Consider the following 21092-nt stretch of genomic DNA (forward strand, 5'->3'; position numbering starts at 1 on the left):
AAATGCCGAAGCGGTGAGAATCTCGGCCTCGCTCTGGCCGGCCGCTAACTCAGCAGTGACATCAAACTGACTCTTTTGACCGAGCACACCGGAATCAGCTTGCTGAACATCGAGCGCCACAACCTTGAGATCAAGATTGTTCTGCAAGCCGAGCACCAGTGCCTTCTTCAGATCCAGCGGTTCGGCACAGACCGGATTGGCAACCAGCAGCAAAAATACAAGTATCAGACTTTTTTTAAGTCTCATGACTCAAACTCCAGTTTTCGGCGCTCCAGCACCGCCTGTTTGAATTCATTCCAACGCTCGGAATCGGACTCTTTATATGGTTTGGCAGCCGGCCCCTGCAGGGTCTGCAGGACCAGCCCGTTCAGCATCAATTCCGCCTCCTCCAACGTTTCGAGATCGCCCGTGTAGAAGGCAGACAGCGTCACCAGGTAAACCGCGTGCAGGTGGCCGATCAGCAGCAACAGGTCTGCCTCCTCCGGCAACTCTCCCGCTGCCTGGGCCTGACCGAGAACTTCGCCAACTTTACTAAAGTAGCGCATATCGAGTTCGCGGCTGGTACCAACCGTCCTATCACTCGGGAAGGTCATTTCACGGGCAAATAACCGGCCGAACTCGTGGTTGCTGGTGACATAGCTCAACTGAGCGAGCATCTGGGCAACGAGCTGCTCATGCAAGGGGGCAACCGCATCCCGTTTGGCATCGAGCTCGCCAAAGGCGTGCTCGACTTCGTCTTCGAGAAAAGCAATCAGGATTTCGCTCTTGGTATTGAAATACCCATAGATCGTCCCTTTACCGACGCCGGCTTCGCGGGCGAGTTCTTCCATACTGGTCTGCTCATAACCCTTTTCACCAAACAACTTCATCGCAGCGTCGATGATCGCCTTATGTGTTTTACGTTTTTTCTGTGCACGTATACCTGGCATAATTCCTCCGCAAAAAGTCGACTGCGGTCGGAATTATACCTGACGACACTGCCCTGTCAACAAGAATCCGACCGCAGTCGACTTTTTTGTTGTTATACGAATATTTCCACTGTGCGTAGGTAAAAATATTTCCAGGTAAAATTTTGTGGGATTGGAATAAAAGCCCGGTACGACAAGAGCGTAATCGCAATAGTCTTGACACTGGACAATGAAATTTTGGCAGGGAGTGTTGATTGTGACAGGTTGCAAAAATTTAAAACATGATACCGTATTTATTATGGACTTGATTCAAACAAAGGTTTGATCTTCTATCTGTCAAAAGTGCAAATGCGACATTAATTCTGCCGGGACATTCCTGAAGAGTGTCCCGGATATCACACGGAAATTGATAGTTGGTTTATCTGGGATAGCTATTAACTCTAATATTCAGAACCTGAAATAATGACAAAGCAAAACTTATTTGCCGGAATACCCTTCACTTTGTCTATGCACCACCTTATTACGTCCCGTCTCCTTGGCCTGGTATAGCGCCTCGTCAACCCGGTTAAGAGTAACCTCAATGGCTTCCCCTGCTTCATATCTGGTCACGCCGACACTGGTCCTGAGTGGGATTTCATCTCCATTCGGAGCAGTCGCCTTCGTTACATAGCAGGACTCACGAATACGCTCCGCCACATCAATTGCCAAGTTAAGGCTGGTCCGGGGCAGAACTGCAACAAATTCTTCACCGCCGAAGCGGGCAACAATGTCATTACCACGCAATTCCTGCTGGAGAATAGTGGCGGTGGTTTTCAACACTTCATCGCCGGTCAGATGGCCATACTTATCGTTAATGCGCTTGAAGCGGTCGAGGTCGAACATCAAGATACAAAAAGAGGGGACGCCTTTACTGACTTGTTCAATTTCCGTGACCAGACGTTTCATCAGCACGCGCCGGTTGATCATACCTGTCAATGGATCCTGCGTCGACTCTCGGTAAAGTTTTAACAACATTAACAGCTGACTGGCTTGAATCCATAAGGATATGCCGCCGAGGATAAAAAATATCCATAACATATTGAGGGTGTCCAGAGTCATCAATTGGCCGAGTGCAACTTGCAGCCCCAGGTAGACAATCATAATCAACGCGATCAATATGACACCCCAGGCCACCGTAAAAGGAAATACCCCCAGCATTGCAACCATCATTAAAGGCATGAACTTGTATCCGGCGAGTGAAACTTCGGTGGCACCCTGGTTAAGAACCCACATGGACGCAAAATAGAACATACCGGCAGCCAGGATGGTCAGCAAAAAAACAACATGCACCTGGATGTTGGTCAGTCGGCGCAAGGTGAGCAGCCCGAGCGGCAACAGGGCAGCCGAAAGTAACAGCTTGAGGATGGTCAAATCAGCGAAATGCTCCTGATTAACGAGCAGATAGTCGATGGGTGTCCACAACGGAACAGCGATGACGTAAAAAAATGTCATGAACCGCAGGCGTACAAGAATATATTCAGCGCGGGTTTCGATAAAATCCCCGGAGTGTTGTCCGGCGCTAAGAATGTCGTAAAGCTTGAATCGGCCCATGAGCAGAAATGACTGGGACTGATTGCGTGTGGTATTTTCTGTCGCGGTCGGGAACTTTCGTCTTTCTTTCATGGGCTGCTTCTCAGTGGACATGGTTGGCAATGGACTCTCCTTTGAATCGATTCTGGGGACAGTATATTTAGCAAACCTCATAAAACAAAAAAGAGTCATCCACAATTAAGAAGACGACTCTTTTTTACACCGAAATTTCAATAGCGGGTCATAGCCACAGATAAATACATCAGATTATACTTCAATTTTTGTAAAGGGTTGCGACTCATCCCTCATTACCAACACCAAATCGTTACCCTCTTTTGAGTATGATTGGATCGGATTGATATTAATCCCAAGTTGCAACTTGTTATTCGGTGAACTTTCAAAATCAATTTTATAGAACTCTCCTTCAACTCTTGATTGGAGCAAATCCTTGAGTTGCCAGATTATTTCGCTGCCAGATTCTTTCGTTAATTCATCTATTTTCTTGCCAAGAATATCGGAATCGACATTCAAAAGCTGCATCGCCGAATAGTTTGCATCTATAATTTCAAGATCCGAGTTAAAAACTAAAATCCCTTCCTGCACACCCTCAAAGATTGCTCTTAACCTTTTTTGATATCGTTCATTTTCATCCAAAGCATTTTTATATTGGACGGCTCTTTGCGCATGCCTAATAATCTCATTCTGAACGAGCGGCTTTGTTAAATAATCAAAGGCTGACAACCTTACAGACTCGGCAGCGGTGTCAATACCAGGTGAACCTGTAATCATAATAACAGGACAGTTCGGGTTCAATTCCTTCGATGCTTTCAGGATATCTATCCCGCTGTCCTGACCAAGGAGGATATCCAGAAATAAAGCATCATAAGTGTTTTCCTCCAGAAAATTCTTCGCCTGTTCAAAAGACTCGGCAACATCAACAACATAACCTTCCTGTGTAAGAAATTCAGAAAACGAATAACGAATACTTTCCTCATCATCTACAATTAAAATTCGATGCGGCATAATCCCTCTCATGTCGTTACGGATAGCTCTGTCAGTTTCCTGGCCGGATCTATCCTCTTTTTTGCTTCCTCTATTATTAACTCAAGTTGTGTTAAAGAAATCGGTTTGTCAAGAACAGAACAACCCAGCTTCCGGGCTTTTGCCATGTCAATGTCGCTCGTGTTTCCAGACATGATGAATTTGTTTTCGGTCGCCCCTTTACATCCCCTTTGCGCCATCTGATCAATAAATTCAATCCCGTTCATGCGGGGCATATTGTAATCAACAAGAAGGACATCACCACATGCGTCGTCATGATCACACTGATGTCCCTGGTAAACCGAACAAAGTAGCGGCTCAGGAGCCGTCAGGACTTCATGGCCAAACGATTCCAGATGCCACTTAAACGTGTCCCTGATACATTCTTCGTCATCAACAACAAATATTCTTAAGTTCATAAATAATATATACCTGTACCTGAAATAAAAAAAGTCTATCCCCAAAACCGAAGATAGACTTTTATAAGTGACTAACATTTTCTCTTCGGCAACCGGGCTGACTCATTATTGAGCCCCCTAGCTTTGCGTCCTTGGGTCACCCCAAGTTTGCTCTTATCGGATGTAATTACCTTGTATTATTTCAGGGAGGAATTGTCAAGATATATCAAACAAAAACAAACATCGGGGTCAGCCCTTGACTTGAAACATGTCCAATGTCAAGGCTGACCCCGGATCTATAGTCTTAATAAGTTCGGCTTATGAAATTATCCGGCAAATTTTGCAATTTCCTCAAATTCGAGCTCACTCAAATACCGACCAAACTGAAATCCAGTGATGTTTAAATTAGATAACTTCACTTTGTTTCGATACAGAATAGACTTCGCAATACAATAAACCTGTTTTACCTTCGGATAAGCCTGAATGTCATGAGGACTTGGAGCATCCATTGAACTCACGACAAAATGGCCGTGGGCAAACCCTTCCCGTGAAAGGACTATAATGTCAGCCTTCTTTTTTTGGGTAAACCGATAACGGCCACCTTCATCTGAAAATATCCCTTCAGCAATGTAATGCCGAAAATGCTGTTCTGTTGGAAAACCGAGTTCAGTTCGATCAGGATTACCGTAAACGATTATCTTCCTTTCCATACTCTGTTATTCCTCCTCTACTTCCTCACCCAAATCCTCAGCAATCTCCCGGAACTGCTCCAGTGCCGCCTGAAGGTCTTCAATGATCTCCGCAGCAAGCACACCTGGTTCCGGGAGGTTCTCAGAATCCTCCAGGGAGTCGTCTTTGAGCCAGAAGATATCCAGACTCGCCTTATCGCGGGCAATCAACTCTTCATAGTCGTAACTGCGCCACCTGCCGTTTGGATTTTTTTCGCTCCATGTGGGTTGGCGGCTTGCCTGCGCGGAGCCTCGCGAGGCAGGCAGGTAGAGCTTGACGAACTCGTCAAGGTCGCTGCGCTTGAGCGGGTTAGTCTTGAGGGTGAAGTGCATGTTGGTGCGCAGATCGTAAATCCACAGTTTCTTGGTCCACGGGGTTTCGCTGGCCGGTTTGCGGTCGAAGAAGATCACGTTCGCCTTCACGCCCTGAGCGTAGAAGAGACCGGTCGGCAGGCGCAGGATGGTGTGGACGTTACACTCGTGCAGCAGCTTGCGGCGGATGGTCTCCCCTGCCCCGCCTTCGAACAGTACGTTGTCCGGCACGACTACGGCGGCGCGACCGTGCTGCTTGAGAAGGGTTTTGACGTGCTGCATGAAGTTGAGCTGCTTGTTCGAGGTGGTCGCCCAGAAGTCGTCGCGCTCGACGGTCTCCTTCTCCTTGGCGACCTTGCCATCTTCGCCGACGATGGTGGTGCTGCTCTTCTTACCGAAGGGGGGATTGGTCAGGATAATATCGAAGCGGTCACCCGGATCGGCGGCGAGGGAATCGGAGACTGCCAGTGGCAGGTCGCTGTCGAGGCCTGCCTGCCCATCGGGCGCAGGTAAACCACTGATACCGTGCAACATAAAGTTCATTGCACAGAGCCGCGCGGTCGATTGCACCAACTCCCATCCCTTGAAGGTTCCTTCCTTGAGCGCCTTGCTCTCGGCCTTGGTCATGTGGGGATGATTGGAAACAATGCTGTCATGGGCCGCGAGCAGAAAGCCGCCGGTACCGCAGGCCGGGTCGCAGATCGTTTCTCCCGGTTTGGGTGCAATACAATCGACGATCGCCTGGATCAACGGACGCGGGGTGAAGTACTGCCCGGCACCGCTCTTGGTGTCCTGGGCGTTCTTCTCCAGCAACCCCTCGTAGGCATCGCCCTTGACGTCGGCACTCATCACCGACCAGTTTTCCTTGTCGAGCAGATCGACGATCAGGCGACGCAGCTTGGCTGGGTCCTGGAACTTGTTCTGCGACTTGTTGAAGATCAGCCCGAGCAGGCCCTTTTCGTTGCCGAGATTTTCCAGAGTGTGGCGGTAGTGGTCGAAGAGTTCGTCGCCGTCCTTCTTGAGCAGCGTCGGCCAGGAGTATTCGGCGGGGACGGTGCTCGGTTGCTTGTGTGCGCCTGCCTGCATATTCTGCGCAGGCGAGCCCGAGGCAGGCACATACGGCGGTTTGGTCCGCTCATCGGCCATCTTGAGGAAGAGCAGATAGGTGAGCTGTTCGACGTAATCGCCATAGCTCATGCCGTCATCCCTCAATACATTACAAAAATTCCAAAGCTTACTAACTATCGCTGCGGGAGTCATAAATCACTTTCTTGATATGTCACGCTTGCCTGCCTGTCTGCGTGCAACGCACAGGTAGACGCCGAGCCTGTGAGGCAGGCAGGGAGAACGTTACAGTAGTTACAGTTTATCTGCGCACGAAGTGCAGGCAGGAGTTTGGATACAATTGCTGCTGGTGTCATTATTTATTCACCATTACCGGAGATAGTGTCGAATCGTTTTTGAAGGATTTTCACTAAGTAATTAAGTACAGGATTAGGAGATTTTGGTGTTACTTTATTCGAGTGGTAGTCAGGTTTTTCTGCAAGACCAACGAAGGCAGTTCCCGCGATTTCCTCCTTAAATTGTGGAGCTTGTCGCTGAAAACCATCGACACTCATTGCTATTGCAGCTTTGAAGGAATATTCTCTGTGCAACTGAAATAAAGACGAATGACGATGCGCTGTAAAAGAAGTAAGCCAAACTGTTGGCAACAACAAAACACCTCTTGCAATTACACCGCCCAGAGTTACACCACTATTTATCTCCATCGCGGTGCCATCAATCCCGGGTATTTTGAAAACATAAAGAGCCAGTGGCAGTGCTGACCCGATTAAAAATGCAATTGCCCAATAAAAAGCTTTCTTTGCGTCAATAGCTTCACTGCCATATTTTTCAGCCGCATCATTAAAAGCTTTTGCTAAACCAGCATTCGTAGCACCTTGAAGCATCCCGTCTGCTTTTTGCAGCAGTGCATCTATTTCATTACCTCGATCCTCATTCTCTTCTAGGACTTTTGAAGTCAGAGTTTCAAATTCTTCCATTTTTGTATTTTTTTTAGACAGATCTTCTTCAAATGCATCAAACTCCTCCTGATAAGAAATAACGGACTCTTTAAGAGACTCTGCACGAGTCTTGATTTCCTCAATAAGCCCTACTTTTTCAGTTATCAGATTTCTTGCAGATTCCGAATGGTCTAATACTTCTTTTGCAGTAACGTGTGTTTCCTCTATTTCCTCCAGAATCTGTTTGGAGGAAGATAGCTTTTCTTCAATTGAGACATTCCAACTTTCAGCATTTGCTAGTAAAGGTTTGATTTTTTTATTTATGGTTACTACTTCCTCAGATAAATCCCGAAATTTTTCAATTCGATCGGCAAGATCCGAGACTCTTCCACTCAATACCAAGTCTTTAAATAGTGCAAATTTGGAAATAAAACTACCTGCGCCACTTCGGATTTCTTTCAATGATTGCCCATAATTGATTTGTCCGGCTGTAGGGTTATCTGCTCTGTTTAAATCAATAAACCTTACCCCTTGACCGGATTCTTTTGCTTTTATAAAAAATCCGTTTATAGCATCAGCTTGGCTTTTGATATTTACTAAAGAATCGTTAACCATCTTGAACTCTGGGGACAAGCTCAATGCTGACAAAAGAGCCTTGCTGGCATTCTTTTTAGGAGGGCTAACCAGACTAAGAGCAGCGTTGAACTTGGCGTCAAACTCTGCCAGTGGCATACCCAAGGAAGGGTGCTCAGTAGTCCAATCGAATGAAAGACTTTCTAGAAATTTGACTGTAGTAGCCCATGATTTCTCACAATCGGCTGCTAGTTTTGGCAATTTTTCAAAATGGTTATCCATTCCCGCCTCCCTCAAGTAAATTATTAAAACATCAACCTAGCAAAATATATTCAAAATATTTCCCACAAGAATCAACTACAGAGCTCACCTGAAAATGCATTTTTCAGAATCGACTGGCGCAAACGATCAGAGCGCTGTGAATTTGCCTCAATTCCTTCAACCAAGCCTGCCTCAATTGATGCAATCCGATCAAACTCTTCAAGAATTTTGGACTGTTCACTCACTGGTGGCAGGGGTATGGGTATCCCCTTAAGAATACCTAAGTTCAAAATGTCCATAGTTCCACCATGTGAAGCTATGGCGAACATGGCCTTTACAGAAGTTGATTGCAGATAAATCTTAATAAACAACGGGTTGATTATTTCTTTATTCAGGCTGATTTTTACTAACCGCGGATTTATTATTCCGGGCTCAATACCATCTGGGAGAATCAATACTCGCCCTATGGTACCCACTAGGCTAATAAGCAAGTCTCCTGATTTTACAGCACAAGAAAGAAGATCTTGATATTTTTGCTCATCAACATAATAGTCTCCATAATAGGGATCTTCCCTGATTACTTGCTCTTGGCCATAAATCTTATAGCCCTTCTGAACGTAGAATAACTTTTTAAGGGCTGACCCAAATGGGCCAGCCTTTATTGCATTTGGAATTCCTTCAGCAAGTTGTTCGAAGTTAGTCCAAACCCACCCCTCCGGCAACTCCGGCAAACCATCCGTATCCGGCGCAACAGGCTCCTTGTACTTCCCCCTCCCCTGCCAATTCGCACGCCGCTCTTCAAGAATCCGCTCCAACAGCTTGTCGGCAGGTTCAACATCACCTGCCTGCCTCGTTCTCCCGGCTGCAAGCTCTCGCTTCAACCATTTGCGACCAAAGCCGGTCTTGAGCCATTTTTCTCTTTCAGCAGCCTCAGCTCTCGTGTCGTGTTCTTCGTAATGGGCGATCTTCACCGGCTTGTGCTTTTGAGTCCATTCGGCCCCTTGCCCCTGGCGGTGTTCCTTCCAGCGACGCTCGATGTCATCGGTGTGCCCGATATAGATGCTGTCATCGTCACACAGGATGGCGTAGGTGTAGAACTTGCCGGGAACCGAACTCGGCGCAGGTAAATGCTGCTTGCGCCATTCTTCGGTGAGCTTGCCTTCGACGGAGGCTTTGAGGACGGAGGCTTTGTAGCGCTTGAGATTGGCCTTGACGCGCTTGAGGTTGGCGACGGCTTCATCGAGGCGGGAGAATTGCTTTTCGATCTCCGCGACGATGCGTTTTTGTTGTTCAAGGGGAGCAATGGGTATCTCAATCGGATAAATCTCGCCTTTGTTAAAACCATTTTGCGCTGACCGCGAGATCATGTGAATAGGAGTTTGAAACAATGGGGTCTGAAGCAAATAAAATAGATATTTGGGGAAGATTATTTCCTTATCGAAAATAGTCTTGGCAAGGGCGACGTTATATGCGCCCTCCATACCCGTCAAGATCCTGCCAAGTGAAGCTCCATAACGAGCAATTAAGACATCATCTTTTTCACAAAATTTAGTAACTTTATTTCTTGGAACGTAAGTTGGTACAGGTTTCTTTCCAAAATCTCTAATTTGGAGGAGTCGAACATAATCGTCTTTCGGTTCATATATAAAATTACTTTTAGGAGGCTGACTACCACCTTGAATATCTATCACATCACCGAGTTGAACAACTTTCCACCCTGAAGGAAAGGTCTTCACATCAAGCTTGATGATTCTCTGACCTACATTTTCGGCCTTATATTGTGATTCTGCTATAACACTCACGCCGCCAAAACCTCATTCAATTCATCAATAATCAAATTCAAATCTTCCCCAAACAGTTGCCACACCTTGCCAATGCCTCCCTCCTGCGCAAACGGCGCATAATCGAAATCATCCGTCTCAATCTGAAGGTTGGCGGCAATGTGATCACGAATCATCTCCAGCCACTTGCGCTGCTCGGCGGTAAAACCTGCCTGCCTCGCTCCGCTCCGCGCAGGCAAGCTCTCTTGTTGTGCCATCCACGCCTTAAAGTTGACATTAACCCGTTCCGGGAACGGCACCAGCTCATTATCCTGATGCATGGCAAACCGCACCAGCGAGACCAGATCGGTCAAGATATGATTCGCCGCAGCTCCCCGCACCTTGCCCGCCTCCAGCTTCTGGTAGGCCGCCCACAGCTCATCGGGCACCCGCTTCTCCCACCCCTGCGGATGGGTCTGGTAGATGCGGAGCTGCTCGACCTGGGCCACCAGCTTCTCGGCCAAGTCTTTAATATGGCCGTAGGTGAGACGTTTGCCTGCCTGCGTCACGGTGTGACGCGCAGGTAAACTGTAAAGAATCTGCAAGGCGGTGATTTCGTCTTTATTCTCTTCAATAAACTGCTCGAACGATTCGACCACCCCCCTGGCCTTCTCCTCGGTGAAGCCGGAGAAAATCACCGTATCGGTGCTGACCGTATCGATAATCTGCTCGTTCTTCTTCTTAATCTCCAACAGCAGCTCACGCAACTGCGGGTTGCAGAGTGGCTTGACCGCTTCACCAATCACCTGGGCTGCCGCCTGTTTCATTTCCTGATCGGTTGGTTCACTTCTGTCCGCCTGCCTGCCTTGCTCCACGCGGCGCAGGTAAACCCGGGCCAGATGATTATCCGGATCGAGGGCTTCGACCAGGTCACCGTTCAATTCCTTCAAACTCTTGCCGTCGAGAAGCTCCGTCACCTCGGCCTGCTCGTCTGCCGTCAGCTTCTTCTCCATCCGCGCCAGTCGTGCCGCGACCGATGAGACCACATCGATCTCGGCATTGCCGAAGGCGACCGCCTGCAACAGCTTCTCGAAGCCGACATTCTTCTTCCGCTCCATGGGGAGCGAATCGGTCTGGTCCATCTCACAGACCCCGACCGCATAGACGATGACGAAATGATCCTTGGTGACGGCGTCAGGAGTAACCGCTTGCAGGTCGTTGTCGTTGATGATGCGGACCCCGCGCCCTTTCATCTGCTCGAAGTAGGCGCGCGACTTGACGGTGCGCATGAAGAACACGCACTCGCAGGCCTTGATGTCGGTGCCGGTAGCGATCATATCGACGGTGACGGCGATACGCGGGAAGTAACTGTTGCGGAAGGCGGCGATCAGATCTTCCGGCTTCTGCCCAGTAGTGCGGTAAGTGATCTTCTGGGCGAAATCGTTCCCCTTGCCGAACTCCTCGCGGACAATCTTGACGATATCCTCGGCGTGAGAGTCGTCCTTGGCGAAGATCAGAGTCTTCGGCACCTCGGTCCGGTTCGGGAATATCTCGGTAAAGAGCTTGTCGCGGAAGGTGCGGATAACGGTGCGGATTTGGTCGACGGCGACCACGTCACGATCGAGCTGCTTGGCCTCGTAGCTGACATCGTCGTCGAGCTGCTCCCAGCGCACCTCGCGGGTCTCGCGATCGCGCTTATCGACGTAATAGCCTGCCTCGACCTCGCCCCCCTGCTCGCTGATGGCCGTCTTGATGCGGTAGACGTCGTAATTGACATTAACCCCATCGGCAACGGCGTGCGGATGGCCATATTCCATAACCAGGTTCTTGTTGAAAAAACCAAAGGTCTGCTTCGAGGGAGTCGCGGTCAGGCCGATCAGGTAGGCATCGAAATATTCGAGCACCTGGCGCCAGAGGTTATAGATCGAGCGGTGGCATTCGTCGGTGACGATGATATCGAAGGTGCCGATCGGGAAGTCGGGGTTGTACTCAATCGGCTCCGGCTCCTTGAACAGCGAGCCGAGTTCATCCATCGACTCTTCGTCCATCTCCTCCGGCAGCTCGCGACCCTTGAGCATCGAGAAGAGCCGCTGGATGGTGCAGATGGTGACCCGCGCGGTGGTGTCGAGTATGTTGCTGGTCATATGCTGGACGATGTACTCCTCGCTGAACTTGAAGTTGTTATACGGTGAGACGAACTGCTGGAACTCCTTGAGGGTCTGCCGCCCGAGGTTGCCACGATCGACCAGGAACAATACCCGCCGTGCGCCGGCGAACTTGATGAGCCGGTAGATGAAGTTGATGGCGGTAAAGGTCTTGCCTGAGCCGGTCGCCATCTGGATCAATGCACGCGGACGGTTCTCCTTGAGGGAGACTTCAAGATTCTCAATTGCCTTGATCTGTGCCGGCCACAATCCTTCGGTGATCAACTCCGGCATCTGCTGCATGCGTGAGAGAAAGGTCGCCGGTTGGCCATAAGCAGAAAACGAGTCAGCCGCTACTTGACCGATTTCTGGCGAGACAGTAAGAGCGCTATCCAGCAGACTTGCTAGCATCTCCGGTCGATGGAAAGCAAAGACATTACGTGAGCGGGGCTCTGGATCGAGACTATTGGTGAAGCGGGTTTCAATCCCAGTCGATTCATAGCAAAATGGCAGCGGGTTATGCCAAGCAGGGAGACTTACTGGCAAGCCTGTAGTGTACTTGGCAGACTGCACCTCAACACCTGTCAGTGTTGAGCCGACCTTTTTTGCCTCAATGACTCCTGCAGCTTTTTGATCGACATACAACAGGTAGTCAGCAAAACCATAACCAGAAAGCGGAAACTCTCGGATCGCCACGCCACGACCAGCATGAATGTTGGTAGCAGAGACATCCTGCACCTGCCACCCACATGCTGTGAGCATAGCATCAATTTGTTTTCTGGCTTCAGCTTCTGGTGCGGGAGTCATAATAAATTTTCTTCATCAATAATAAATTTGATTTCTGAATAAGAGTAAGATATAAATTGCTACATGGAGTTGGGATGAGACCTGCCCGGTCTCAATGAGGTCCTTCCCGGACTGGCCCTGACTCCTTTTTTATTTCTACCATGTCCCTCTGATTGTGTATTTCACTTCCCCATCAACCTTCTTTTCATCGTATCTTACAAAACCAAATCGCTTCCCATCTTTCGATTCCCATTGTAATTTGCACATTGATTTATAAAGGCTCATAACGGCTTGCTTTTTCTGCGCTCTCTTTGAAAGCAGATGCGCCATAATATCTGCTACTTGCACTCCTGGACTCACATTCGAAACGGCGAAATAAGGGTAACTCGATATATTTTTCAAGCCCATACCATTTATGTAATTGTGTATAGCGATTGCAATCCCCTGCTGCGCCCCAAGTCTCTGATCAAAAACCAAATTAACCTTCTTCCCTTTGTGATCCTCACGAGCAGCTTGAGAAACGTTTTCAAGCATTTCTTTAAATGGTCTTGAAAGTTTCTTTGGGTCCGGGGAAAGTAAAGATGGATTTGCGTCCTCTCTGAAAACAGTTGAGGCAAAGGCTTTAAGGTAGAAATCTCCATGGTCTACTATTGGAAATGAGAGAATCTCTTTTACAATACTGATGTTGTTAGGAAATGGTTTCCCCGGCGTAATCATTTCCAAAACTTTTTTAGATAGTAGTTGTTTCCCTTTTAAATCCTTCGTCTTGTCTTTGGCGTTTTCTTTACCAAAATATTTCTTTCTGGTGTCATATAAAAACTTATCGAGCCGCATCAGCTGGTTTTCTAGAACCAGGATTCCAAACAACACACCAAAATGCGGATTATGGTTTTCCGGCGGCCAGCTTTCATCAACAAATAGCCACATTCCACCCCTCCCTCAAAAAACAAAAAACCGCCTGGCCATCACACCGGCCCAAGCGGTCATCCTCAAGTATTCAACTAACCCCGCCTCCAGCAAACCCATCTGAAACTCCAGTAAAACCAGTTGTCAGATATCAGTTGGCAGTCATCAGTGAAACCAACCGAAACAACCCAAATAAAAACAATAAATATTGATCAATCAAAGCCGATCAACTCAAAATAATTAACTTAAACAAACTACAGGTTTTTCATTCAAAAAGCAAAGCTGGATTGCCGATCAAGTCGAGAATGAAACACAAAAAAGGCCCCGGAATAATCCGGAGCCTTTTGTTTCTGGTGGGCGTTACTGGGATCGAACCAGTGCCCCCTGCCGTGTGAAGGCTTTTTCGACTTTCACCAATCTTTCAAAACCCCTATTTTTAGGGGCTTCTGAGATTTCACCACCTTATTTTTGGTATTTACATCATCCATAATAGTCACTTTTTAGTCACTGTATCCTTCAAAATTATATGGGATGGTTCGAAGCCGATAGCCTTGCAGGATTCTCGAATCATGTACCGGGTCTTCTTGCTCATCCTGTATCCCCCGGCCATCGCCTCAAGCACCTTAATATCCAATTGCCCGGCAAGAAGACCACATTGCTCCAGATCTTTCTCCTTTTTCCACTCTTGAGGACGCCGCTGGGCGACGATCAGTTTTTGGAAAAAGAGTGCTTCCGGCCGGGGAATGCGAATCAGGCAGCCCGCGAACTCAACCTCGATCGGATCGATAAACAGAATATCAATGAACGGCATCGCCTGGGCAATGACATTGAATTTCCGAACCATCTTGACCTCTTCTCGTCCACCCGGGCGATGCACCAGGAATTCAACCTCATACAAATCGGTCAAAAACTTCTGCAAGCCGGTTTCACTGTCAGTGACCGGCTCCATCCCCAGAGCCTTGAATTCTGCTTCGAGGTCAATCGCTCTGGCTTCCTTCAAAATCCCCGGCACCAGTGCAAAGTCTATATCGCCAGTCCGCAGCACATACTTTATACCGAGCACCTCTTCATAGAAGAGCATTGCCCAGCTACCGACAAGCAGACCGTCATTAAAGAAATCGGCTTTATCGAGAACTTTCAGCAGTTCGAGGATTTCGGCAGGCAACCCAAGGTCACTATCAACTTTGTACTTGGCCAACTTCAAACCTTTAACAATTTCTCAAGATAGCGTGACCTGTCGGCAAACTTCTTCAACGAGGCATCCTTCTTCCGGCGAGCTTCAATCTGCTCTTTCAGGTGGTCCAACTGATCCGCAGGAATATGCTCATAAACGCTTTTCCCCGCTTTGCGGAACTTGCGATAGTGATATACGGATACCTTGCCTTTGTAGTTTCGTTCCCGCTGGTGGATTGACCCCTTAGGCAACTCGGCGATATCCGCACGCAGGGAATCCATCAACTTCTGGCATCGATCCAGTTCATCCCGAAGCATTCCCTGCAAAACTTCATCATTTTTTTTGTGCACCACTTTCATATTAATTACATATCATGTGGTGCATACATTGGCAAGATTATTGTACACCACATAAAACAAAATAACAGCTATTGTGGTGCACAAACATTTAGGTGGCGGGAATCGTATCAATATATTAAATAATAATCTTTGAATTATTGATCGGCACAAAAAAGGCACAACGAAAAAAGGGTTACAGCATCTTAGCTGTAACCCCTTGATTTTATGGTGGGCGTTACTGGGATTGAACCAGTGACCCCTGCCGTGTGAAGGCAGTGCTCTCCCGCTGAGCTAAACGCCCTTTGCTTCAGTTTAAAGTTTATGGTTATCAGATGCCAGTTTTTTATCCCGCGCCTGAATCTTCTCCAGTTGTTCGATAAAGGAATCGGGCAAGGCTGTCGGTCGTTTATCCGGCCCGACGACCACATGCGCCGTCTCCCCTTCGGCCCTCACTTTCCCGTCTTTGTCGAGAACGCGGTAACTGAATTTCATGATCCGGCTCCGGAACGAGGTCAGAGTTGTTTCGATTGTCAGCTGATCTTCATAAAAGATCGGTGCCTTGTACCTGACATTTGCCTCGGCAACGACGAGAAAATAGCCGGCTTTTTCAAAATCGGTATAATGCAGTCCATTCTGCCGCAGGGCATCGGAACGCCCCTCTTCGAACCAGATCAGGTAGTTGGCATGATGCGCCACGCCCTGCGCGTCGGTTTCAGCGTAACGGACAATCAGGGGCATTTCAGTTTTCATTAAGGGGTCGGCTTTCATAATTCCTCACCAGCAGTATCTTTTTAACGATTTGTTCGAGTTCACTGATATTACCGGGCCAATGATAACCTGGGCGCACATGATCATGCAGTCCTTCAATCACCCGGCCGACCAGGTTGTCTGAATCCTGTCCGGTGAATTGCCTGATCACGTGGCGGATCATCATTTCAAATTCATCCGGCAGTTCCTTGAAGCGTTGACGTAACGGCGGGATATGGATTTCATTGACGCAGAGTTGGTAGTAGAGATCTTCGCGCAACTGTCCGGCCTCGACCAGTTCCTTCGACGAAACCCGGCTCGACGCCATAATCCGGCCAGCGAAAGACTGGGAGCTATGCCCTCCGACCGGGGTGAAGTTGCGGAACTGCAAAACCGATGAAAGCTTGGCCTGAACCGGATCCGGCATCTTGCTGATTTCATCGAGGTAGATAACGTCATAACTTGAACAGCGGCTCAGAACTCCCTGATAATTTTCCACCGCTTCGGAATAGGCACCCTTCTGATGACCGAACAATTCCGACTCGAGCCGAACACCTGAATGCTGGGCCAGATTGACCACCTTGAAAAAATCGGTAAACGGTTCGACAAAGGTCATGGTTTTGTCTTCGAATGGGACAAAACCGGAGCAGACGACCGCTCTGGCTGCGGTCGCCTTGCCGACCCCGGATTCACCGGTAAAAACGGTCGAGACACTCCTGATACTCTCCCAGAGGAACTGCTCATACAGTTTGAAGTCATAGGTGAAGATGGTATTCCATAGATCGTGACGCAACTTCATCATCGATGAACTCTCGCCGATCAGGGTTCTATTGAGAAAATAATGAGCCCGATGTATCTGGTAGAAGAATGCTAAGTGGCGCTGGGCAATCTCAGACGACATTCCGGCCCGGGTCATCATCCCCAAGGCATCAGCAGCGAAAGGAACCGGAACATTGAGCGAGCCTTGCCGGAACTGCTCAGTGATCAGTTTTTCAAAACCGGACTTGAACCGATTAAGACAGAGAAACAGAACACCATGATGCAGCAGCCAGCGATCCTCTTCGCTGTACTGTGCCAGGTCCATGTTGTTTTCATTCTTGAGACGCCCGAGAAGTTGATCGACTTGCCGGGATGCTGACTCAAGCAAGTCAGGTGGGGCCGCGATCTTGTTGTTGGAAAAATCGAGACAGGCCTGCCGGCATTCCTCACCATAAGGATTACTGAATGCGATTTTCTGGATTGTTCCGAGAAAATTCCTCTCGGTTGCCGTCAAGCTCTTCAAGTAATGCCCCTTCCGTATTTCATTGCAAAGTCATTTTAATTATATCAGCAATTTATCAAAGCCCAAGATCATCTGCGATTTCCTGCATCGCCTCAAGACAGAGATTACAAAACTCATCGAGCGGAATGCCGATCCGCTCGCACTCGCGGATGATATCGCGGTTGGCTCCGGCGGCAAAAGCCTTCTCCTTGATCCGCTTACGTACTGACTTCGGTTTGACCGAAGCGAGTTTTTTGTCGGGATAAACCAGGGCGGTGGCAACGATCAGGCCGGTGATGGTCTCGCCGGCTGCGAGGGCATGTTCAAAGGTCGATGAACGTTTACGATCACGGGCCGTTTCGTTATGCATGCCGATCGCTTCAATGATTTCCGCATCGACACCCTTCTCACGCAGAACCTCTTCGGTCTCCCGGGTGTGGATTTCAAGATCGGGCTGGGTTTCGGCATCCAGGTCATGCAGCAAACCGGCCAGCCCCCATTTTTCGGGATCTTCATTGAATCGGGGCGCCAGAGCCCGCATCACCGCTTCGGTCGCCAGGCAGTGTTTGATCAGGTTGTCGTTTTCGAGCGTGTCGGCAACCAGTTTGAACGCTTCTTCGCGGCTTATACCGTATGACATACAACCTCCTTCAATATGCACAAATGAATTCAATTTACGGCAGCGCAGGAAGCCTGTCAAACGGTTAATCTTGGTGTGAAAAGATGAATTAACAGTCAGAGGTGAAATAGCTGATATGCAAAATAAAGGGCAGCCGTTTCGGGCTGCCCTGCTTACTATCTTCATGCTCATGACTGATTAAAGTTTCGATTCACTTGATATTGCCCTGGATTCCAACCACGATCGTCTCCAGCGGAATGTCGCGGCCGCTGTTGGCAATCGCCTGCTTGGCCATGGCGAGCAGGCCACCGCAACAGGGAACTTCCATCAGCACTACGGTCAGGCTCTTGATTCCGCTTTCGGTGATCATTGCCGTCAGCTTATCGACATACGGCGAGGTATCATCAAGTTTCGGGCAGGCAATCGCCAGCGCCTTGTCCTTGAGTATATCCTTATGGAAGTCGGCATAGGTAAAAGGTGCACAGTCCGCTGCGAGCACAACATCAGCACCATGGAAAAACGGCGCGGTCGGCGGTACCAGGTGCAGCTGAACCGGCCACTGACGGAGTTCCGAGGGGCGCTGTCCTTCTACATTGCCTGCCTCTTGCGGCTTTTTGTCAAAGTTCATCATCCGGGCCGAAGGACATCCACCGCCGGCTGCAGCTTCCGGCTTGGCAAAACTCTGAACACGGGCCGAAGGGCAACCGCCACCGGCCGGAGCGTTCTGGTGCTCGGCATGGAACGCCTCCAGCTTTTCCGGAGCGGTCTGTTTGAGATGTTCCTCGACCGCCTATTCATCAAACTCATCCGCTTCGCGCTTGACGACCTTGATCGCATCTTGCGGGCAATGGCCGAGACAGGCTCCGAGTCCGTCACAAAGATTGTCGGCGGAGAGTTTGGCTTTACCATCAACAATCTGGATCGCGCCCTCGGCACAGGCTGGCACACAGAGTCCGCAGCCGTCACACTTGTCTTCATCAATCAATACAATATCGCGAATCATTTACATTCTCCTTTTATCTGAAAAATATCCGTAATGCGTCGAAGTTGACCCGATGATAACAAAGAGAAACTGACTCGACTTTGACCGGGGTCAAAAAACAGCTATTTAATATAAAAACACAGATTGCGGTTAAAAGAAATAATGCCAGAGCAGATCGATTCGTCCACGCTTCAGCAGGTATTGGCCGGAAAAACGCATGATCTCGCGCACCTTCCGGCGATATTCCTCTTTGTAGCAATGAACATGACAATGCTTGCAGACCGGACGCGGGTCCAGCGGGCAGCGCAGGCGCCGTTCAATAGCGTAATCGAGGAAATCACGACAGGCATCGCAGACCGGGTAATTTTCGACTTCGAGCCCGGGAATATTGGCCGCCAAGAAACCTTTTCCCGGGTGCTGGTGTGCCCGGCAGTAAACGGAAGTAAATTGTGCCAGAACGCGCAAATCCTTGATCTCTTTACGGCTTAGATCTGGCAATGTCTCTACGGTCATGACGGTCCCGCGTAAACGGCTGCATATCATTGAAAGAGGCAGCAAGTGTAAAGTGGATTTGTATTTTTAATAGTTGATTTTATACGCAACAGGTATTACGCACATTGACGCAAGTCAAAAAATGCGCGCATCAGCGTTCCTTGGTACTTTCCGAAAGATCTTCAAGCCGGTCGCGATCGTCGATCGTGATCACCTTCCCCTTAACCGTGATCAGGCCTTCACTTGTCATCTTGCGGAAGGTTCGTGAAAGCGTTTCACTGACCGTGCCGAGGTTGGAGGCCAATTGGCCTTTCGGTATCGGCAGGGTCACCTCTTCTTCCTCGTCGCCGGCAAGATCGAGAATATAGCGGGCCAGGCGGGCCGGCACGTCCTGGAAAGTCAACTGTTCAACCTGACTGGCAAACTCGCGTAAAAACCGGGAGAGGCCACCGATCATATTGATCGCAATCTGTGATTTGCGATTCAGCAGATCAAGGAAATTACGTTTCGGAAAAAAAAGCAGTCGTGACGGTTGTAACGGTTCGGCATAGGCCGGATAATGACCATCTCCGAAGATCGCTGCTTCGGCGAACGAGGTTCCCGGTTGAACGATATGCAGGATTCTTTCTTTCCCTTCGGCCGAGAGCTTATAAACCTTGACCCGCCCCTCGGCCAGGATATAGAAACCGTTTGCCTCGTCACCTTCGGAGAATAGCAGTTCACCCTGCTGACAGTTTTTCAGTCGGATAATTTCGGATAATGAATTGATATCCTCGTCGGTCACTCCGGAAAACATCGGACATGACAACAGATCATCTTTAAGAGTCATACGACCTCCCCTGACACAATCAATTGCTAATGTTAAATCTAGCTATACTGACACAAGATATTGATATAATAATACTTAAAATTCTGAAAAAACACTCTCGGCAAGACTCAATTTTTTTCGCAGGTGCAACAAAAACCCGACAGCGTGCCTCCGCAGGAAGACAGGCCTATCAGTTGCAAAATAAACACATGCAGCACCCTGGATATGATCGCGAATGATATCACAACTTGAGATCAAACAAACAGAAGGGTAATAAAAAAGCCGCATTCACCAAGTGGATGCGGCTCAATGTATATTTCACAGGTATTCGTTTAACTGGATTTGGTTTTGACTGGCTTGCCTTCAAGAATCCATTGCTGCATACCCCCCTTGATTGAAAGCAGATCGGTGAAGCCTTTGGCCGTAAGATATCGAATAGCGGTCGGGGAGCGCTTGCCTTTCAGGCAGATAACGGCAATCTTTTTATCTTTCGGGATTTCGTTAATACGGGCTTCAAGTTCATCCAGGGGAATGTGAATCCGTTTCGGCGAATCAATCCAAAATTTTTCAGCATCGCGTTTCAGGCAGACATCAAGAACAACGATATCATCGTCCCCTTCTACCATGCCGTAAAGTTTATCGGTCGAGATCTTCTCGACATCGACCTTCGGCAACTTCACTGTTGAAACCGTCGGATAGCCGGCGGCAACCCAGGCCGGAAGACCAGCCCTGAAGGCGAAAACATTGCTGTACCCAAATTTCACAGCTTTTTCGGCGGCCCGCCAGGAAGCCGTGCATTTCATACCAAGACAGTAAAAAACCAGAGTTCGCTCTTTATCTGTCGGTAGCTGTTCATTAAGTGCATGTAACGGAATATTAACAGAACCGGCTATATGAAGATCATTGAATTCGATTGAACTTAACGGAAAAACAACGAGAGGGTCACTTTCATCCATTATTGTTTTCAACTTTGTCGCATTGATTTCCTGGTAACCGTTGATCAGATTCGATTTGGCGACCGCCGGAACCGAGGCGATTGCGATAATCAGAAGAACCAGCACACCGACCTTGACCATTCGCTCTATTATCATCACAGAACTCCCGAGGTTAGGATTTTCCAATAAAATCTCACGGCTCGAGCGCTCAAGTCAAGACAAAAACCACAACCAGAAATCGCTCACATCAAGCACTTTGTAGCTTTGTAGCGAGTCGGTATATACGATGCTGTCAGGAACAAGTATGAAAATTCATTCAAACACTCAGGTACAGTCAATAAAAAAAA

At 48.6% G+C, this 21092-nt stretch carries 19 protein-coding genes, 2 tRNA genes, 1 pseudogene and 1 riboswitch; all 22 genes and pseudogenes read right to left on the reverse strand.

The features are described 5' to 3' along the window. Positions 1-246: hypothetical protein (locus C0623_09330; protein ID PLX99273.1), on the reverse strand; the 246-nt coding region annotated here is incomplete at its 3' end. Beyond that, on the reverse strand, positions 243-929 hold the full coding sequence (locus C0623_09335; GenBank protein ID PLX99274.1) for a hypothetical protein: 687 nt from the start codon (positions 927-929) through the stop codon (positions 243-245). The genes C0623_09335 and C0623_09330, both read right to left, overlap by 4 nt. A 456-nt stretch (positions 930-1385) precedes the next feature. Beyond that, a complete protein-coding gene (locus C0623_09340) occupies positions 1386-2669 on the reverse strand; it encodes a hypothetical protein (protein PLX99275.1) in 1284 nt (427 codons plus the stop codon). A 75-nt stretch (positions 2670-2744) separates the two neighbouring features. Beyond that, positions 2745-3512 carry a hypothetical protein gene (locus tag C0623_09345; protein PLX99276.1) on the reverse strand — a complete coding sequence of 256 codons (768 nt, stop codon included), beginning with the start codon at positions 3510-3512 and terminating at the stop codon, positions 2745-2747. Then, positions 3509-4015: a hypothetical protein gene (locus tag C0623_09350; protein PLX99277.1), complete on the reverse strand. Its 507-nt coding sequence runs from the start codon at positions 4013-4015 to the stop codon at positions 3509-3511. The genes C0623_09345 and C0623_09350 overlap by 4 nt, the downstream gene beginning before the upstream one ends. 6 nt (positions 4016-4021) lie before the next feature. Then, positions 4022-4099, reverse strand: a riboswitch (cyclic di-GMP riboswitch). Between the two features lie 143 nt (positions 4100-4242). Then, positions 4243-4626: a hypothetical protein gene (locus C0623_09355; protein PLX99278.1), complete on the reverse strand. Its 384-nt coding sequence runs from the start codon at positions 4624-4626 to the stop codon at positions 4243-4245. Between the two features lie 6 nt (positions 4627-4632). Then, complete coding sequence (locus C0623_09360; protein PLX99279.1) at positions 4633-6216, reverse strand: DNA methyltransferase; 1584 nt, start codon at positions 6214-6216, stop codon at positions 4633-4635. A gap of 164 nt (positions 6217-6380) precedes the next feature. After that, on the reverse strand, positions 6381-7814 hold the full coding sequence (locus C0623_09365) for a hypothetical protein (protein PLX99280.1): 1434 nt from the start codon (positions 7812-7814) through the stop codon (positions 6381-6383). A 71-nt stretch (positions 7815-7885) separates the two neighbouring features. Further along, a complete protein-coding gene (locus C0623_09370; GenBank protein PLX99281.1) occupies positions 7886-9595 on the reverse strand; it encodes a hypothetical protein in 1710 nt (569 codons plus the stop codon). Further along, a complete protein-coding gene (locus C0623_09375; GenBank protein PLX99282.1) occupies positions 9592-12504 on the reverse strand; it encodes a type III restriction endonuclease subunit R in 2913 nt (970 codons plus the stop codon). The genes C0623_09370 and C0623_09375 overlap by 4 nt, the downstream gene beginning before the upstream one ends. A gap of 135 nt (positions 12505-12639) precedes the next feature. Next, on the reverse strand, positions 12640-13410 hold the full coding sequence (locus tag C0623_09380) for a hypothetical protein (protein ID PLX99283.1): 771 nt from the start codon (positions 13408-13410) through the stop codon (positions 12640-12642). Positions 13411-13740: 330 nt separating this feature from the next. Then, positions 13741-13820: transfer RNA gene (locus C0623_09385), tRNA-Val, on the reverse strand. Between the two features lie 62 nt (positions 13821-13882). Continuing rightward, entirely contained in the window at positions 13883-14605 is a 723-nt protein-coding gene (locus C0623_09390) for a hypothetical protein (protein PLX99284.1), read from the reverse strand. Then, positions 14590-14922, reverse strand: coding sequence for a hypothetical protein (locus C0623_09395; GenBank protein PLX99285.1), 333 nt, complete (start codon positions 14920-14922; stop codon positions 14590-14592). Before C0623_09395 ends, C0623_09390 begins: the two co-directional genes overlap by 16 nt. A 205-nt stretch (positions 14923-15127) precedes the next feature. Then, a tRNA-Val gene (locus C0623_09400) sits at positions 15128-15202 on the reverse strand. Positions 15203-15213: 11 nt separating this feature from the next. Continuing rightward, positions 15214-15651, reverse strand: coding sequence for an acyl-CoA thioesterase (locus C0623_09405; protein PLX99286.1), 438 nt, complete (start codon positions 15649-15651; stop codon positions 15214-15216). Further along, the gene (locus tag C0623_09410) at positions 15641-16930 is read right to left on the reverse strand and encodes a Fis family transcriptional regulator (protein PLX99287.1); all 1290 of its coding nucleotides are present in this window, start codon (positions 16928-16930) and stop codon (positions 15641-15643) included. Before C0623_09410 ends, C0623_09405 begins: the two co-directional genes overlap by 11 nt. 55 nt (positions 16931-16985) lie before the next feature. Then, complete coding sequence (locus tag C0623_09415; GenBank protein PLX99288.1) at positions 16986-17549, reverse strand: hydrolase; 564 nt, start codon at positions 17547-17549, stop codon at positions 16986-16988. A gap of 190 nt (positions 17550-17739) precedes the next feature. After that, positions 17740-18531: pseudogene (locus tag C0623_09420) on the reverse strand (4Fe-4S ferredoxin). A 129-nt stretch (positions 18532-18660) separates the two neighbouring features. Then, positions 18661-19023 carry a nitrous oxide-stimulated promoter family protein gene (locus C0623_09425; protein ID PLX99289.1) on the reverse strand — a complete coding sequence of 121 codons (363 nt, stop codon included), beginning with the start codon at positions 19021-19023 and terminating at the stop codon, positions 18661-18663. 130 nt (positions 19024-19153) lie between these two features. Beyond that, entirely contained in the window at positions 19154-19831 is a 678-nt protein-coding gene (locus C0623_09430; protein PLX99290.1) for a Crp/Fnr family transcriptional regulator, read from the reverse strand. Positions 19832-20142: 311 nt separating this feature from the next. Next, positions 20143-20901 carry a hypothetical protein gene (locus C0623_09435; protein PLX99291.1) on the reverse strand — a complete coding sequence of 253 codons (759 nt, stop codon included), beginning with the start codon at positions 20899-20901 and terminating at the stop codon, positions 20143-20145. Positions 20902-21092: the final 191 nt, after the last annotated feature.

The organism is Desulfuromonas sp. (assembly GCA_002869615.1).
Lineage (GTDB): Bacteria > Desulfobacterota > Desulfuromonadia > Desulfuromonadales > UBA2294 > BM707.

Coding starts and splice junctions, on each gene's coding strand:
- C0623_09335 (PLX99274.1), bottom strand. CDS start 929: ATGCCAGGTATACGTGCACAGAAAAAACGTAAAACACATAAGGCGATC.
- C0623_09365 (PLX99280.1), bottom strand. CDS start 7,814: ATGGATAACCATTTTGAAAAATTGCCAAAACTAGCAGCCGATTGTGAG.
- C0623_09340 (PLX99275.1), bottom strand. CDS start 2,669: ATGACTCTTTTTTGTTTTATGAGGTTTGCTAAATATACTGTCCCCAGA.
- C0623_09355 (PLX99278.1), bottom strand. CDS start 4,626: ATGGAAAGGAAGATAATCGTTTACGGTAATCCTGATCGAACTGAACTC.
- C0623_09405 (PLX99286.1), bottom strand. CDS start 15,651: ATGAAAACTGAAATGCCCCTGATTGTCCGTTACGCTGAAACCGACGCG.
- C0623_09345 (PLX99276.1), bottom strand. CDS start 3,512: ATGAGAGGGATTATGCCGCATCGAATTTTAATTGTAGATGATGAGGAA.
- C0623_09375 (PLX99282.1), bottom strand. CDS start 12,504: ATGACTCCCGCACCAGAAGCTGAAGCCAGAAAACAAATTGATGCTATG.
- C0623_09415 (PLX99288.1), bottom strand. CDS start 17,549: ATGTCATACGGTATAAGCCGCGAAGAAGCGTTCAAACTGGTTGCCGAC.
- C0623_09360 (PLX99279.1), bottom strand. CDS start 6,216: ATGACTCCCGCAGCGATAGTTAGTAAGCTTTGGAATTTTTGTAATGTA.
- C0623_09380 (PLX99283.1), bottom strand. CDS start 13,410: ATGTGGCTATTTGTTGATGAAAGCTGGCCGCCGGAAAACCATAATCCG.
- C0623_09425 (PLX99289.1), bottom strand. CDS start 19,023: ATGACCGTAGAGACATTGCCAGATCTAAGCCGTAAAGAGATCAAGGAT.
- C0623_09395 (PLX99285.1), bottom strand. CDS start 14,922: ATGAAAGTGGTGCACAAAAAAAATGATGAAGTTTTGCAGGGAATGCTT.
- C0623_09435 (PLX99291.1), bottom strand. CDS start 20,901: ATGATAATAGAGCGAATGGTCAAGGTCGGTGTGCTGGTTCTTCTGATT.
- C0623_09350 (PLX99277.1), bottom strand. CDS start 4,015: ATGTTAGTCACTTATAAAAGTCTATCTTCGGTTTTGGGGATAGACTTT.
- C0623_09430 (PLX99290.1), bottom strand. CDS start 19,831: ATGACTCTTAAAGATGATCTGTTGTCATGTCCGATGTTTTCCGGAGTG.